The sequence below is a fragment of the Spirillospora sp. NPDC048824 genome (genome assembly GCF_043198455.1).
Lineage (GTDB): Bacteria > Actinomycetota > Actinomycetes > Streptosporangiales > Streptosporangiaceae > Spirillospora.
This window is the reverse complement of sequence record NZ_JBICUS010000023.1, coordinates 1-13,254: the sequence shown is the minus strand read 5'-3', so window position 1 is coordinate 13,254 and position 13,254 is coordinate 1. Positions and strand designations below refer to the sequence as shown.

Here is a 13,254-nt window from a genome sequence, read left to right as displayed (position 1 = left end):
CCTCTCCTCAGCGGACGATGGAGGGTTGCAGCCAGTTCCTCATGACGTCAAGAAGATGGTCCACGTCCACCGGCTTGGGCACGTAGTCGGAGGCGCCCGACTCCAGGCTCTTCTCCCGGTCGCCCTTCATCACCTTCGCAGTGATCACGATAATGGGCAGCTCGGCGAACTGCGGCATCTCCCTGATCGCCGCGGTGGTCGCGTAGCCGTCCAGGCCCGGCATCATCACGTCCATCAGCACGACCGCCACGTCCGGGTTGCGGTGCAGGACATCGATTCCGGCCTGCCCGTCCTCGGCGTACAGGACCTCCATCCCGTAGCCCTCCAGCACGCTGGTGAGGGCGAACACATTCCGGACGTCGTCGTCGACGATCAGGACCTTGCGGCCGGACAGGACCGTGTCGAGGAAGTCCGCGGGAGGTCCCTCCAGCAGGCCGGCGATCGCGGCCTCCGGCTCGCCGGGGCGCTCCCCGCCCGGCGCCCGCTGATCCGCCGGGAGCCCGTTGTCCCCGGCGGGCGCGGACCCGGCGGCGGGCAGACCGCCGTTGCCGGGCTCGCCGCCCGGCATCATCCCCGCCATGCCCTCCGACGCGACGACCACGTCGTCCGTCAGCGACGAGCGCCGCCGGTCGTCGCGCTCGCTGTACTGGGCGGGCAGGTAGAGCGTGAACACGCTGCCGCTGCCCGGCCGGCTCTCCGCGTGGATCTCCCCGCCCAGCAGCCGCGCGATGTTCCGGCTGATCGACAGGCCGAGGCCGGTGCCTCCGTAGCGGCGGCTCGTCGTCCCGTCGGCCTGCTGGAACGGCTCGAAGATCTCCTGAAGCTTGTCCGTGCTCACCCCGATGCCGGTGTCGATCACCCGGAACGCGATCACGTCGGGGGTGTTCCACAGCGCGGGCAGTGTGAAGTCGATGTCGCCGGCCCGTTCGATCAGCAGCCGCACCTCGCCCTCGGCGGTGAACTTCACCGCGTTCGACAGCAGGTTGCGCAGCACCTGCTGAAGCCGCTGCTCGTCGGTGTTCAGGACGGACGGGACGTCAGGCGCCACCTCCACGCCGAACTGCAGCCCCTTGTCGACCGACAGCGGACGGAACGTCGCGTCGACGTAGTCGACCAGCGCCGACACCGACAGCTGCTGCGGGTGCGCCTCCATCTTCCCGGCCTCGACCTTGGCCAGGTCCAGGATGTCGTTGATCAGCTCCAGCAGGTCGGTGCCCGAGTCGTGGATCGTCTGGGCGAACTCCACCTGCTTGCCGGTGAGGTTGCCGCCCTGGTTCTCCGACAGCAGCTTGGCGAGCACGAGCAGGCTGTTCAGCGGCGTGCGCAGCTCGTGCGACATGTTCGCCAGGAACTCCGACTTGTACCGCGAGGAGATCGCCAGCTGCTCGGCGCGCTCCTCCAGCGTCCGCCTGGCCTGCTCGATCTGGAAGTTCTGGATCTCGATCGCGCGGTTCTGCTGGGCCAGCAGCGCCGCCTTCTCCTCCAGCTCGGTGTTGGAATGCCGCAGCTCGCCCTGCTGGCGCTGCAGCTCGTCCGAGCGCTCCTGCAGCTCCTGCGCGAGGCGCTGGGACTCGCCGAGCAGCGCCTCGGTCCGGGTGTTGGCGCTGATCGCGTTCAGCGTCACCCCGATCGTCTCGATCAGCTGGCTGAAGAACGCCAGGTGGACGTCGGTGAAGCGGCCGAACGCGGCCAGCTCGATCGCGCCGAGCACCGCGTCCTCGAACACGATCGGCAGCACGATGATGTTGACCGGGGACGCCTCGCCCACCCCCGAACCGATCTTGACGTAGTCGGCGGGGGCGTCGGCGATCAGCAGCGGCCGGCGCTCCTGCGCCGCCTGCCCGACCAGTCCCTCGCCCATCGCGAACCGGACGGCCCCGATCCGCCCGCGCCGCATCCCGTACCCGGCGATCATGACCAGCTCGGTCTCCTCGCCGATGCTCTCGGCGAGGTAGAACGCGCCGTACTGGGCGGTCGCCGTCGGCGTCAGCTCACGCATGATCAGCTCGGCGACCTGCATGAGGTCCCGGTGGCCCTGCATGAGACCGCCGATCCGCGCCAGGTTCGTCTTGAGCCAGTCCTGCTCCTCGTTGGCACGGGTCGTCTCGCGCAGCGTCGCGACCATCAGGTTGACGTTGTCGCTCAGCTCGGCGACCTCGCCGCGCGCCTCCACGGTGATCGTCCGGGTCAGGTCACCGGTGGCGACCGCGCTGGCGACCTCGCCGATCGCGCGGACCTGGGTGGTCAGGTTGCCGGCCAGCTCGTTCACGCTCTCGGTCAGGCGCTTCCAGGTGCCCGACACGCCCTCGACCTCGGCCTGCCCGCCGAGCCGCCCCTCGATGCCGACCTCCCGGGCGACGCGGGTGACCTCGGACGCGAACGACGACAGCGTGTCCACCATCGTGTTCAGCGTCGTCTTCAGCTCCAGGATCTCGCCCTGCGCGTTCACGTCGATGCGCCGCGTCAGGTCGCCGTGCGCGACCGCCGTCGCGACCTGGGCGATGTTGCGGACCTGGTAGGTCAGGTTGGACGCCATCCCGTTGACGTTGTCGGTCAGGTCCTTCCACATGCCGCCCGCGCCGGGCACGTGCGCCTGGCCGCCGAGCCGGCCCTCGGTGCCGACCTCACGGGCCACGCGGCTGACCTCGTCGGCGAACGCCGACAGGGTGTCCACCATCGTGTTCAGGGTGTCCTTGAGCTGCAGGATCTCGCCCTGCGCGTCCACCTCGATCTTGCGGGTCAGATCGCCCTTCGCGACCGCCGTGGTGACCTGGGCGATCCCGCGGACCTGCATGGTCAGGTTGTTCGCCATCGAGTTGACGTTGTCGGTCAGGTCCTTCCAGACGCCGCTGACGTCCGGCATCCGCGCCTGGCCGCCGAGGCGCCCCTCCGTGCCGACCTCGCGGGCGACGCGGGTGACCTCCGAGGCGAACGACGACAGCGTGTCCACCATCGCGTTCACCGTGTCCTTCAGCTCCAGGATCTCGCCCTGCGCGTCCACGGTGATCTTCTTGCCGAGGTCGCCCTCGGCGACGGCGGTGGTGACCTGGGCGATGTTGCGGACCTGGTAGGTCAGGTTGGACGCCATCCCGTTGACGTTGCTGGTCAGGTCCTTCCACACGCCGCTCACGCCGGGCACGCGGGCCTGGCCGCCGAGGCGTCCCTCCGTGCCGACCTCGCGGGCGACGCGGGTGACCTCGGCGGCGAACGCCGACAGGGTGTCCACCATCGTGTTCACGGTGTCCTTGAGCTGCAGGATCTCGCCCTGCGCGTCGACCGTGATCTTCTTGCCGAGGTCGCCGTCGGCGACGGCGGTGGTGACCTGGGCGATGTTGCGGACCTGGTAGGTCAGATTGTTCGCCATCGCGTTCACGTTGTCGGTGAGGTTCTTCCACACGCCGCTGACGCCCGGCACGTTGGCCTGGCCGCCCAGCTGGCCCTCGGTGCCGACCTCGCGGGCCACGCGGGTCACCTCGTCGGCGAACGCCGACAGCTGGTCGACCATCGTGTTCACGGTGAGCTTCAGCTCCTGGAGCTCACCCGTCGCCTCCACGGTGACCTTGCGGGTCAGGTCGCCCCTGGCCACCGCCGTGGTGACCTCCGCGATGTCGCGGACCTGGGACGTCAGCCGCGCCGCCATGATGTTCACCGAGGCCGTCACGTCCCGCCACCGGCCCGTCATCCCGCGCGCCGGGGCCTGACCGCCGAGCCGACCCTCGGTGCCGACCTCGCGGGCGAACTGGGTGACCTCCCACGTGAACTGGTCGAGCAGCTCGACCATCCCGTTGACCGACTTGGCCATGCGCAGCAGCTCCCCGCGCATCGGCCGGCCGCGCACCCGCAGCTCGACCCGCTGGCTCAGGTCGCCCGCGGCCACCGCCTCCACCACCTGGCTCATCCCCGTGGCGAGGTCGGTCAGCTTGTCGATGATCGCGTTGGCGTCCTCCACCGCGGTCGCCCAGGTGCCGCGGAGCGTCCCCGGCGTCAACCTCCCGCGGAGCTGGCCCTCCCGGCCGATCTCGCGGCGTACGCGGCTCAGCCCCGACGCCAGCTCGTGGCCGTTCTGGCGGATCTCCTCCAAGATCGCCGCGGCCTCCGCCACGGCCCCCTCGCCCGGCACGGTCAGCTCCGACCTCGCCTTCCCGTCCCGCACGGCGATGAGCGCCTTGAGGAGCGGTTCGAGATCTGCGTCGCTGTAGCGGGGGGTGGTATCGCGGTACCCGCCGCCTGGGCGGGCGCGAGACGCGGTACGCGGCATGCTGTTCATCCTCCTGGCCCGCGATTGTCGGGTGTCCGGAGACCGGATGGCCGGATGGCACGGACTCCGTCTCTAGGGCCTTCCTGGCCGCACCCAGTACTCTACGTCGCCGTGCGATGCTGGACGCCGTCCGCACGCCGGAGGTGAACGGACGGCAATGAACGTGCATCCGCCCTTGTAGTCTTCGTGTTACGGTCTGTCGTGTTGGCGGGGGATCGCGCCGCCGAGGCCGGGCGCATCGCGCCGCCTCCCGGTTCACGGGTCCCGTGGCCGGGTCGCCGACCGGTCTGTCACGATGGCCAGGCCCGGTAGTGACGCTTCGAACGAGGGACGACAGTTGGATCGGCAGACGGCGTCGGCCACCTTCCCGTCCGCCGCCCCCGCGGTGGCGGACGCGCGCCGGTTCGTCCGGAAGGTGCTCGCCGACTGGGGCATGGACGAGGTCGCGGACGACGCGGTCCTGGCCACCAGCGAGCTCGCCACCAACGCGATCGCCTACGCCGGCACGTCCTTCGAGGTCTCCTGCCGGATCGAGGACGGCGACATCAAGATCGAGATTCGCGACCGCCATCCCACCCGGGGTATCGACATGCCGGGCGTCACCGCTTCCAGCGGGCGCGGCCTCCCGTCGATCGCCCGGCTCGCCGCATCCTGGGGCGTCTCCTACGACCGCCGCACGAAGGGCGTCTGGTTCCGGCTGCCCCGGCCGGGCGCCGCGGGCGCCGCCGCGCCGGCCGGATCCCTTCCCGGGGAGCCCGCCGAGGCCGGCGGTTCCGCCGAGCCCGCCCGAGACGGCGCCGCCAGGCGTGAGCGCACCCGTGAACGCGTCGCCCGCGACGGCCCGGGCGAGCCCGCCCGCGACGGCTCGGGCCAGGTCAGGGAGGGCAGGCTCGGAGAGGGCGTGGGCGAGGTCCCCGCCGCCGGTGACCGGCTCCTGCGGTCCCCGGCGGCGGTGGAATCCATGGAGGACGGCGTCGCCGGCGTCCGGGAGGTCCTCGGCGCCGAGGGCGCGGCCGTCCTGCTGACCGAGCGCGACGGACGCCTGATCATGGGCGCCTCCGCCGGCACCGCCGCCGAGATGCCCCTCGGCGAGCTGTCGGTGGCCGGACTCGGCCCCGCCGCCCGCGCCGGCTCGGCCTGGGTCGCCTCGGACGCCTCCGATCCGACCGCCGCGGCCCTGCAGGCGCGGTCCCTGGCCGCCGCGCCACTGGAGTCCCAGGGACGCCTCACCGGCCTGCTCGTGGCCGTCTCGTCCGTGTCCGGCCGGTTCGCCGAGGCCGACGGCGCACGTCTCGGCCGGCTCGCCGACGAAATGTCGCTCTCCCTGGAGAAGGCCAGAGTGGGGGAGCTGGAACGGTCCTGGCGGGGCTGGCTCAGCTTCGTCGCCGAGGCCAGCGACCTGCTCGCCGGGACCCTCGACCAGGAACGCACGATGGCGCTCGTCGCCCAGCTCGTCGTCCCCCGCCTGGCCACCTGGTGCGCCGTCTACAACGTCACCGAGTCCGAGCCCGACCGGCTCGCCTACGTGTGGCACGCCGATGAGAACCGCGCCGACGGGCTCCGCGAGCTGCTCGAACACGCGGGCGCCGCCCCGCCGATGGACGTCCCCGGCCCCTGGAACGGGCTCGCCGCCGCGCCCGCGGAGGTCCGGGCCGCCACCGGCGACACCGCCACCGACCAGGTCTACGCGTTCCCGCTGATCGCCCGCGGCCGGCGCATCGGCACCATCGTCATCGGCCGCCCGTCCGGCGACCGCTTCCCCCGCAGCGCGATCGAGCTCGCCGAGGAGCTCAGCCGCCGCGCCGCCCTGGCCGTCGACAACGCTCGGCTGTTCTCCGCGCAGACCGCCATGAGCAGCGCCCTGCAGCGCAGCCTCCTGCCGCCCGGCATCCCTGAGATCCCCGGCCTGGAGGTCGCGGTCGTGTACGAGCCCGCCGGGGAGGGCAGCGAGGTCGGCGGCGACTTCTACGACGTCTTTCAGAGCGGGCGGCGCCCCGGCGGCCCGGCCGCCGCGTCCCACTGGCGGTTCGCCATCGGCGACGTGTGCGGCACCGGTCCCGAGGCCGCCGCCGTCACCGGGCTCGCCCGGCACGCGTTGCGCATCCTCGCCGCCGAGGACATGTCCGTCCCTGGTGTCCTCGGCCGGCTCAACCGGCTCATCCTCGGCGAGGGCGAACGCGGGCGGCTGCTCACCCTGCTGCACGGCGAGATCGCCGCCAGGCGCCGCACCGGAGGCGTGACGATCAGGCTGACGAGCGCGGGGCACCCGCCCCCGCTGGTGCTCGCCACGGACGGCACGGTCCGGGAGGCGGCCTCGCCTCAGCCGCTGCTCGGCGTGTTCGACGGCGTCGACTTCCACACCGACACGGTCGACCTGCGCCGCGGTGAGGTCCTGCTGTGCGTCACCGACGGCGTCACGGAGCGCCGCTCCGGCAACCGGCTGCTCGGGGACGGCGAAGGGCTCGAGAACCTGCTCGCGGGCTGCACGGGGCTGAGTGCGGGGGCCGTCGCCGCCCGCATTCAGCGAGCCGTCCGCGACTTCGGCCCGGAGCCGTCGAACGACGACGTTGCCCTCATCGTTCTGCGGGCGTCATGATGGAGACCAACAATCGGTAAGGTGGGGTGGCGTGGGGCTTGCCTTGCACACGACACGACAGGACGGCCGTGCGACGATCGCCGCGCGCGGCTCCATCGACCTGCACTCCTCCGACGAGCTGCGGTCCCGGCTGACCGAACTCGTCGACGCGGGAGAGCGGGCGGTCGTCGTCGACCTCGCCGCGGTCGACTTCTGTGACTCCTCCGGTCTCAACGTTCTCGTGCGTGCGTACAAGCACGCGCGCGCGCAGAACGCCACGCTCACCGTCACCGGCGCCTACGGCCGGGTCGAGAACGTGCTGCGGACCACCGGCCTCGATCGCTTCCTGATCGAGGGCCCGGCGGAGGAGGCTCCGGCCGATGGGCGGTGAGGAGAGACGATGAAGAACGGCGAGCGGGCGGAGTGACCGACCCGATGACCGAGACCACACTGCGCGCGGCGCCGCAGACCGAGGCGGTCGAGTACGCGCGGCGCCTCGCCGCACGCACCATGCGGACCTGGGCGCTGATGGAGCGCGAGGAACTCGTCACCGCGATCGTCGCGGAACTCGTCGCCAACGCCGTCCGGCACGCGGGGACGGCGCTGGAGCTGCGCCTGCTGCGCGGCAGCGGCCGCGTCCGCGTCGAGGTCCGCGACCGCGCCGCCCAGTTGCCGCGGCTGACCGTCCCCGGCCCGCTGGACGAGTCGCACCGCGGCCTGTTCATCGTCGACCGTTTCGCGAACTCCTGGGGCGCCGACCCCGTGACCGGCGGCAAGGTCGTCTGGGCCGAGGTGGACATCTGACGGCCGCGCTCCGGTCAGGCGGACTTGCGGTACAGCTCGGCGACCATGAAGGCCAGGTCCAGTGACTGGCCGCGGTTGAGCCGCGGGTCGCAGGCCGTCTCGTACCGCTGATGCAGATCGGCCTCCGCGAGCCCGTGGGCGCCGCCGACGCACTCGGTGACGTCGTCGCCGGTGAACTCGATGTGGATGCCGCCGGGGTGCGTCCCGAGAGCCCGGTGGACCTCGAAGAACCCGGCCACCTCGTCCAGCACGTCGTCCAGCCGCCGCGTCTTGTGCCCGCTCGGCGCCTCGAAGGTGTTGCCGTGCATCGGGTCGCAGATCCACGCGACCGGCGCGCCGCTCTGATGCACCTTCTCGATCAGAGGCGGCAGCGCGTCCCGGATCCGGCCCGCGCCCATCCGGGTGATGAAGGTCAGCCGGCCGGGCTCGCCGTCGGGGTTCAACCGCTTGATCAGCGCCAGGGCGTCGTCGGCGGACGTCGCCGGGCCGAGCTTCACCCCGATCGGGTTCCGGATCTGCCGCAGGAACTCCACATGCGCCCCGTCCAGCCGCCGGGTGCGCTCACCGACCCACAGGAAATGCGCCGACACGTCGTACGGCAGGCCGCTGAGGTGGTCGATGCGGGTCAGCGCGCGTTCGTACTCCAGCAGCAGCGCCTCATGGCTGGAGTAGAACTCCACCCCGTGGAACTCGTCGGGGCTCGCCCCGCACGCCTTCATGAACGTCAGCGCCCGGTCGATCTCGCCCGCCAGCCGGTCGTAGCGGCGGCCCGCCGGGCTGGTCGCCACGAAGTCCTGATTCCAGGCGTGCACCTGCCGCAGATCGGCGTACCCGCCCTTGGTGAACGCCCTGCACAGGTTCAGCGTCACCGCCGAGCAGTGGTAGGCCTTCAGCAGCCGGTTCGGGTCGTTGCGCCGGGACGCGGCGTCGAAGGCGAACCCGTTGACCGCGTCGCCGCGGTACGCGGGCAGTTCCACGCCGCCGCGCATTTCCACGGGCTTGGAGCGGGGTTTGGCGAACTGACCCGCCATCCGGCCGATCTTGACGACCGGCACGCTGGCGGCGTAGGTGAGCACGACCGCCATCTGCAGCAGCGTCTTGAGCTTGTTCTTCACCGCGTCGGCGGTCGACCCGTCGAACGTCTCGGCGCAGTCACCGCCCTGCAGGACGAACGCCCGGCCCTGCGCGACGTCCGCGAGCTGGGCCTTGAGCTGGTCGCATTCGCCGGCGAAGACGAGCGGGGGCTGCCTGGCGAGTTCGGCGGCGACCGCCCGGACCTCGTCCGGATCGTCCCAATCGGGCTGCTGGAGGGCGGGGAGGGAGCGCCAGGCGTCAAGGTCCCCATTGGCGGATGTACTCACGCTGGAAAGGCTATGGCACGCCCCGCCCGTGCCGGACGACGGCGTCCACAGGAGCCACGAGGCGCGGACGCGAACGGACGGCCCCGGCTCCGGGGCCGCCCGTTTCGCCGATCACGGATCTTGCCGATCACGGATCTGCCGATCACGGATCTGCCGATCACGGGGCGGGGGTCGACGCGCCCGGCTTCAGGCAGCCCGGCTTCCGGCGGCCGCGCGCACCGGTTCCCGCGCGGAGCCCGGCCCCGCCGCCAGCGTCCGGTGGCCGCTCAGGTCGGCCTCGCTCGCCAGTTGCCGCAGCCGCCGCAGCGAACGGTCGGTGATCTGCCTCACCCGGTTGTGGCTCAACCCGTACCGGGCGCCGATCTGCGCGTACGACAGGGGCTGGCCGCTGTCCATGCCGAACCGGGCCCGGAGAATCGCGGACTCGCGTTCCGGCAGCCGGTCCAGCAGCCGCCCGAGGCCCTCGATGTCGTCCAGCGCGAGGATCTCGGCCTCCGGTGTGACGGCGTCCGGATCCTCCAGCAGGTCGCCCATCGGCGTCTCGCCCGCCTCGTCGACGGTCGCGTCCAGGCTCGCCGGGTCGCGCCGCCAGCGCAGCAGCTCGTCCACATGCTCGGCCTCGGCGCCGATCGTGTCGGCGATCTCCTCGCGGGTCGGCTCCCTGCCGAGCTCACGGCCGAGCTGACGCTCCGCGCGCCGCAGCCGGGAAAGCTCCTCCTCAACGTGGACGGGCAGCCGGATCGTGCGGGCGGTGTGGCTGAGCCCGCGGCCGATCGCCTGCCTGATCCACCATGTCGCGTACGTGGAGAACTTGAAGCCGCGGCGGTAGTCGAACTTCTCCACCGCGCGCATCAGCCCCAGGTTCCCCTCCTGAATCAGGTCGATGAGGGGCAACGAGTCGGTCGGGTACTTACGGGCGATCGAGACCACGAGGCGTAGATTGGCCTCGACGAAACGCTGCTTGGCGTGCAGCCCCGCCGCGGTCAGCGCCTCGAGCTCCTCGCGGGTCGCGCCCTCGGGCGCCCTTCCCTCCACGAGCAGCTGTTCGGCGTACAGGCCCCCTTCGATCGCCTTGGCCAGATCGACCTCCTCCTGCGCGTCGAGCAGGGGGGTACGGCCGATCCGGTCGAGGTACGCTCCGACCAGATCCTTGTCGGGAACGTCGACCCTGTCGCCCTTGGTACGGGTTGCAGCCATCCTGACCCTTCTCCGGTGCGATCTCCCTAGGAGGACAACGTTAATTACCGCTCTGTGATTCCCAAGTGGGGAATACTGCGAGGCTGTTAGCCGCTCTACGTCCTGATACCCCGACTGAGGAGAAACCGACATGGCGACGGTCACACTCACCGCGGAGAACTTCGACCAGGTCGCTCAGGCCGACGGCATCGTCATGGTCGACTTCTGGGCGGAGTGGTGCGGACCGTGCAAGAGGTTCGCCCCCGTGTACGAGAGGTCGGCGGGCAAACACGACGACATCGTCTTCGCCAAGGTCGACACGGACGCCGAGCCGGAACTGTCGCAGCGGTTCGGGATCAGGTCCATCCCCACCCTGATGGCGATCCGCGACGGCATGATCGTCTTCGCCGAGCCGGGCGCGGTGCCGGAGTCGACGCTGGAGAACGTGATCGAGCAGGTGCGCGGCCTCGACATGGAGGACGTCCGCCGCCGCGCGGAATCCTGAACCGCCTCCGGGTCTGAACCCGCCGCCGGCCCCACCGAACATGCTGGTCGCCGGGTCGTGCGGGACCACCGGAAGGTCGGCGTCCCAGGTGGCGTGTGCGGGAAGCGCGGCTGACGGCGCGGCGGCGTGACGGCAAAGAAGCGGACGCGGCCGCACCTTCCGCATCCGGCATGGTCGATGATGGACGGATGCTCGCCGATGTCGCCCGATACCTGGTGTGCCCCGTGTGCGGAGCGGACCTCGAAATGGCCGACCGCGGACTGCACTGCCAGGCCGGGCATGCCTTCGACATCGCGCGGCAGGGCTATGCGAACCTGCTGCCCGGCAACGCCCGTCCGGGAACGGCGGACACCCCCGAGATGGTGCGCGCGCGCGGCGAGTTCCTTGGGGCGGGCCACTTCACGGCACTCGCGGACCGGCTCGCCCGGGACGTCTCACGCGCCGATCCGTCCTTCGTCGTCGATGCCGGCGCGGGAACCGGGTACTACCTGAGCCGGATCCTCGACCGGTCGCCGGCCGCGGCCGGGCTCGCCTTGGACATCTCCAAGCACGCCGCACGCAGGGCGGCCAAGGCGCATCCGCGCGCCGGCGCGATCGTCGCGGACCTGTGGCGTCCGCTTCCGCTGCGCAACGGCGCCGCCGACACCGTCGTGAACGTGTTCGCGCCCCGCAACGCCGCCGAATTCCACCGGGTGCTCCGCGACGACGGGCTGCTCTTCACCGTGACGCCGTCCCCCGGGCACCTCGGGTCCCTCGTCGAGCCGCTCGGGCTGCTCTCGGTCGACCGGCGCAAGACCGAGCGCACGGATGCCGCACTCGCCGGTTACTTCAAGCTGGACTCGCGCGAGAACATCGAAGCCGAGGCCGTTCTGACCCACGACGAGGTCACCACGCTCGTGGGAATGGGGCCCAGCGCCCATCACGTCCCGGTCGAGCAGCTCCGCGAACGGCTGGTACGGCTACCCGACCCTCTCCCAGTGCCCATGTCCTTCGTGCTGTCGGGGTACCGGCGGCTTGAGTAGGCGCCGCGCATCCACGTCCTGCGTGAGTTCGAGGAGCACCTGGGGTATCTCGCCGGGCTGAGTCACATCCTCCACGCCGGGGACATCGACATCGAACCTGAACGAGATCGAGACCGCAAGGGCCGTGCCGCTCAGCAGAAGACGCTGGAGCGCCTGTCCCGCACGGAGCCACTCGGAGGGGGAGTCCCCGTATGTGGTCAGCACCGCCCGCTGAGTCGTCGCCTGTTGCGCCGCGGGCAGCGGATGAAGGGCCGCTCCTTCCAGCCGCACCGCCTCGCCCAGTTCATTGACGACGGAGAGGGACGGCCGCGCTGCGGCAGCCGGACGCTCCGCGAGGAAGGGGCGGAGCGTGGCGGCGTACAGGAGGCGTTCCTCCCGCGTGATCCGGTGACGTCCCGCGAGCCGCACTGACGCGAGAACCGATGGGCGGCCGGCGTCGGGAAGCAGCCGCGCCACCGCCTCGTGCCCGAGCTGGGCGGCGGCCAAGCGCAGATTCACGAGCGCGGCGCCACTGCTCAGATGCAGGCTTCGCCCGAGCGGGTCGTGTGCCGGGCGGAACCTGACGGGATCGGCGTGCACTTCGATGAGACCGGGCACGACCTTGAACCGCCACGCATGCACGTCGTGGATCGTCGGCCCCATCGTCGCGGCTACCACCAGGCGTTCGGCCGAAGCGCGGATGGCGACGGGCACATTCACGAGGCGTTCCTCCAGACCTCGGCCGGCTGTCCTGCCGGGAGCCACCGCACGCCCACGACGCCGGATTCCGCGGGCCTTGCGGTCTGCGCACCGTATCCCACTGTGACCCGACCCACGTAGTGCGTGAACAGCGAGGTCAGTGAGACGAATGGTGTGGGCGAGGGACAAAGCGCCGGCACGCTCGGGCGCCGCGATTTGACGACGTCGGCGGGGGACCCTACCGTCACTGCTGCCCCAAGGGATGCGGGACGCCACCGAGCGGCCGGCCGCCCGGGGGGCCAGGTCTCCAATAATGGTTCGAGCCACGCTCGGGCTGTTGTAGGATGGCTAGACAGCCCGGAAAAGGGATGCAGGACGCCGCGAGGTGGCCGGCCCGCAGGGCATCCTCCACGAAACGATCTTGACGGGTCTTCTGGTCTGTCGTTGTGTCGTTGCGTGGGGGAACTTGGAGAGTCTCCGTCCGTCGAAAAGATCTTGGTTGATCGGCTTGACAGCGGCGGCGAACCGGGTAAGTTAGAAGGGTTGCCCCGGAGCTGGGGCCTGCGGAAGCGGGTTCGGCGCGGTGGGTGTCCGTTTCTTGAGAACTCAACAGCGTGTTAAAAGCCAGTGCCTTTATCGGTTCGGTCGTTATTCGGCTGGGCCGCCCCGTGGCCGCCCTCGTGTTGGGGGTGGTGGGGATTTCTTTGAGGCAAAGAACCCTTTGGGTTCATTGCTGGGATTGTTTTCCAAGGTTTGGCCGGCCGGGTTGTGGGGGTTCGCCTCTGTTTTCTGGTTGGTCGTGTGGCCTTAATGGAGAGTTTGATCCTGGCTCAGGACGAACGCTGGCGGCGTGCTTAACACATGCAAGTCGAGCG

9 protein-coding genes and 1 rRNA gene are annotated in these 13,254 nt (G+C 70.9%); 6 read left to right on the top strand and 4 right to left on the bottom strand.

Features of this window, described 5'->3' with window-relative positions; genetic code table 11:
* Nucleotides 1–7: 7 nt before the first annotated feature.
* Nucleotides 8–4,258 carry a HAMP domain-containing protein gene (locus tag ACGFIS_RS32655; protein ID WP_392912682.1) on the bottom strand — a complete coding sequence of 1,417 codons (4,251 nt, stop codon included), beginning with the start codon at nucleotides 4,256–4,258 and terminating at the stop codon, nucleotides 8–10.
* 337 nt (nucleotides 4,259–4,595) lie between these two features.
* On the opposite strand from ACGFIS_RS32655, the gene ACGFIS_RS32650 reads away from it, so the two are divergent.
* The 3 genes from ACGFIS_RS32650 to ACGFIS_RS32640 are packed head-to-tail and all read left to right on the top strand — an operon-like array spanning nucleotide 4,596 to nucleotide 7,637.
* Nucleotides 4,596–6,854, top strand: a complete 2,259-nt coding sequence (locus tag ACGFIS_RS32650) for a SpoIIE family protein phosphatase (protein WP_392912680.1) — start codon at nucleotides 4,596–4,598, stop codon at nucleotides 6,852–6,854.
* A gap of 31 nt (nucleotides 6,855–6,885) precedes the next feature.
* The gene (locus tag ACGFIS_RS32645; protein ID WP_392912678.1) at nucleotides 6,886–7,224 is read left to right on the top strand and encodes an STAS domain-containing protein; all 339 of its coding nucleotides are present in this window, start codon (nucleotides 6,886–6,888) and stop codon (nucleotides 7,222–7,224) included.
* A 44-nt stretch (nucleotides 7,225–7,268) separates the two neighbouring features.
* On the top strand, nucleotides 7,269–7,637 hold the full coding sequence (locus ACGFIS_RS32640; protein ID WP_371945588.1) for an ATP-binding protein: 369 nt from the start codon (nucleotides 7,269–7,271) through the stop codon (nucleotides 7,635–7,637).
* 14 nt (nucleotides 7,638–7,651) lie between these two features.
* Here ACGFIS_RS32640 and ACGFIS_RS32635 read toward each other — a convergent pair whose 3' ends face one another.
* Nucleotides 7,652–8,998 carry a class II 3-deoxy-7-phosphoheptulonate synthase gene (locus ACGFIS_RS32635; protein ID WP_392912674.1) on the bottom strand — a complete coding sequence of 449 codons (1,347 nt, stop codon included), beginning with the start codon at nucleotides 8,996–8,998 and terminating at the stop codon, nucleotides 7,652–7,654.
* A gap of 186 nt (nucleotides 8,999–9,184) precedes the next feature.
* Complete coding sequence (locus tag ACGFIS_RS32630) at nucleotides 9,185–10,195, bottom strand: RNA polymerase sigma factor RpoD/SigA (RefSeq protein ID WP_392912672.1); 1,011 nt, start codon at nucleotides 10,193–10,195, stop codon at nucleotides 9,185–9,187.
* A gap of 130 nt (nucleotides 10,196–10,325) precedes the next feature.
* Between ACGFIS_RS32630 and trxA the strand changes: the two genes are divergently transcribed.
* On the top strand, nucleotides 10,326–10,679 hold the full coding sequence (gene trxA / locus ACGFIS_RS32625) for a thioredoxin (protein WP_392912670.1): 354 nt from the start codon (nucleotides 10,326–10,328) through the stop codon (nucleotides 10,677–10,679).
* Between the two features lie 170 nt (nucleotides 10,680–10,849).
* The gene (locus ACGFIS_RS32620; RefSeq protein ID WP_392973512.1) at nucleotides 10,850–11,701 is read left to right on the top strand and encodes a putative RNA methyltransferase; all 852 of its coding nucleotides are present in this window, start codon (nucleotides 10,850–10,852) and stop codon (nucleotides 11,699–11,701) included.
* On the opposite strand, the gene ACGFIS_RS32615 is transcribed toward ACGFIS_RS32620, so the two are convergent.
* A complete protein-coding gene (locus ACGFIS_RS32615) occupies nucleotides 11,639–12,400 on the bottom strand; it encodes a hypothetical protein (protein WP_392912666.1) in 762 nt (253 codons plus the stop codon). The genes ACGFIS_RS32620 and ACGFIS_RS32615 overlap by 63 nt on opposite strands.
* A 786-nt stretch (nucleotides 12,401–13,186) precedes the next feature.
* Between ACGFIS_RS32615 and ACGFIS_RS32610 the strand changes: the two genes are divergently transcribed.
* Nucleotides 13,187–13,254 (top strand): 16S ribosomal RNA (locus ACGFIS_RS32610); the annotation flags it as partial.

Coding starts and splice junctions, on each gene's coding strand:
- ACGFIS_RS32655 (WP_392912682.1), bottom strand. CDS start 4,258: ATGCCGCGTACCGCGTCTCGCGCCCGCCCAGGCGGCGGGTACCGCGAT.
- ACGFIS_RS32640 (WP_371945588.1), top strand. CDS start 7,269: ATGACCGAGACCACACTGCGCGCGGCGCCGCAGACCGAGGCGGTCGAG.
- ACGFIS_RS32630 (WP_392912672.1), bottom strand. CDS start 10,195: ATGGCTGCAACCCGTACCAAGGGCGACAGGGTCGACGTTCCCGACAAG.
- trxA (WP_392912670.1), top strand. CDS start 10,326: ATGGCGACGGTCACACTCACCGCGGAGAACTTCGACCAGGTCGCTCAG.
- ACGFIS_RS32620 (WP_392973512.1), top strand. CDS start 10,850: ATGGTCGATGATGGACGGATGCTCGCCGATGTCGCCCGATACCTGGTG.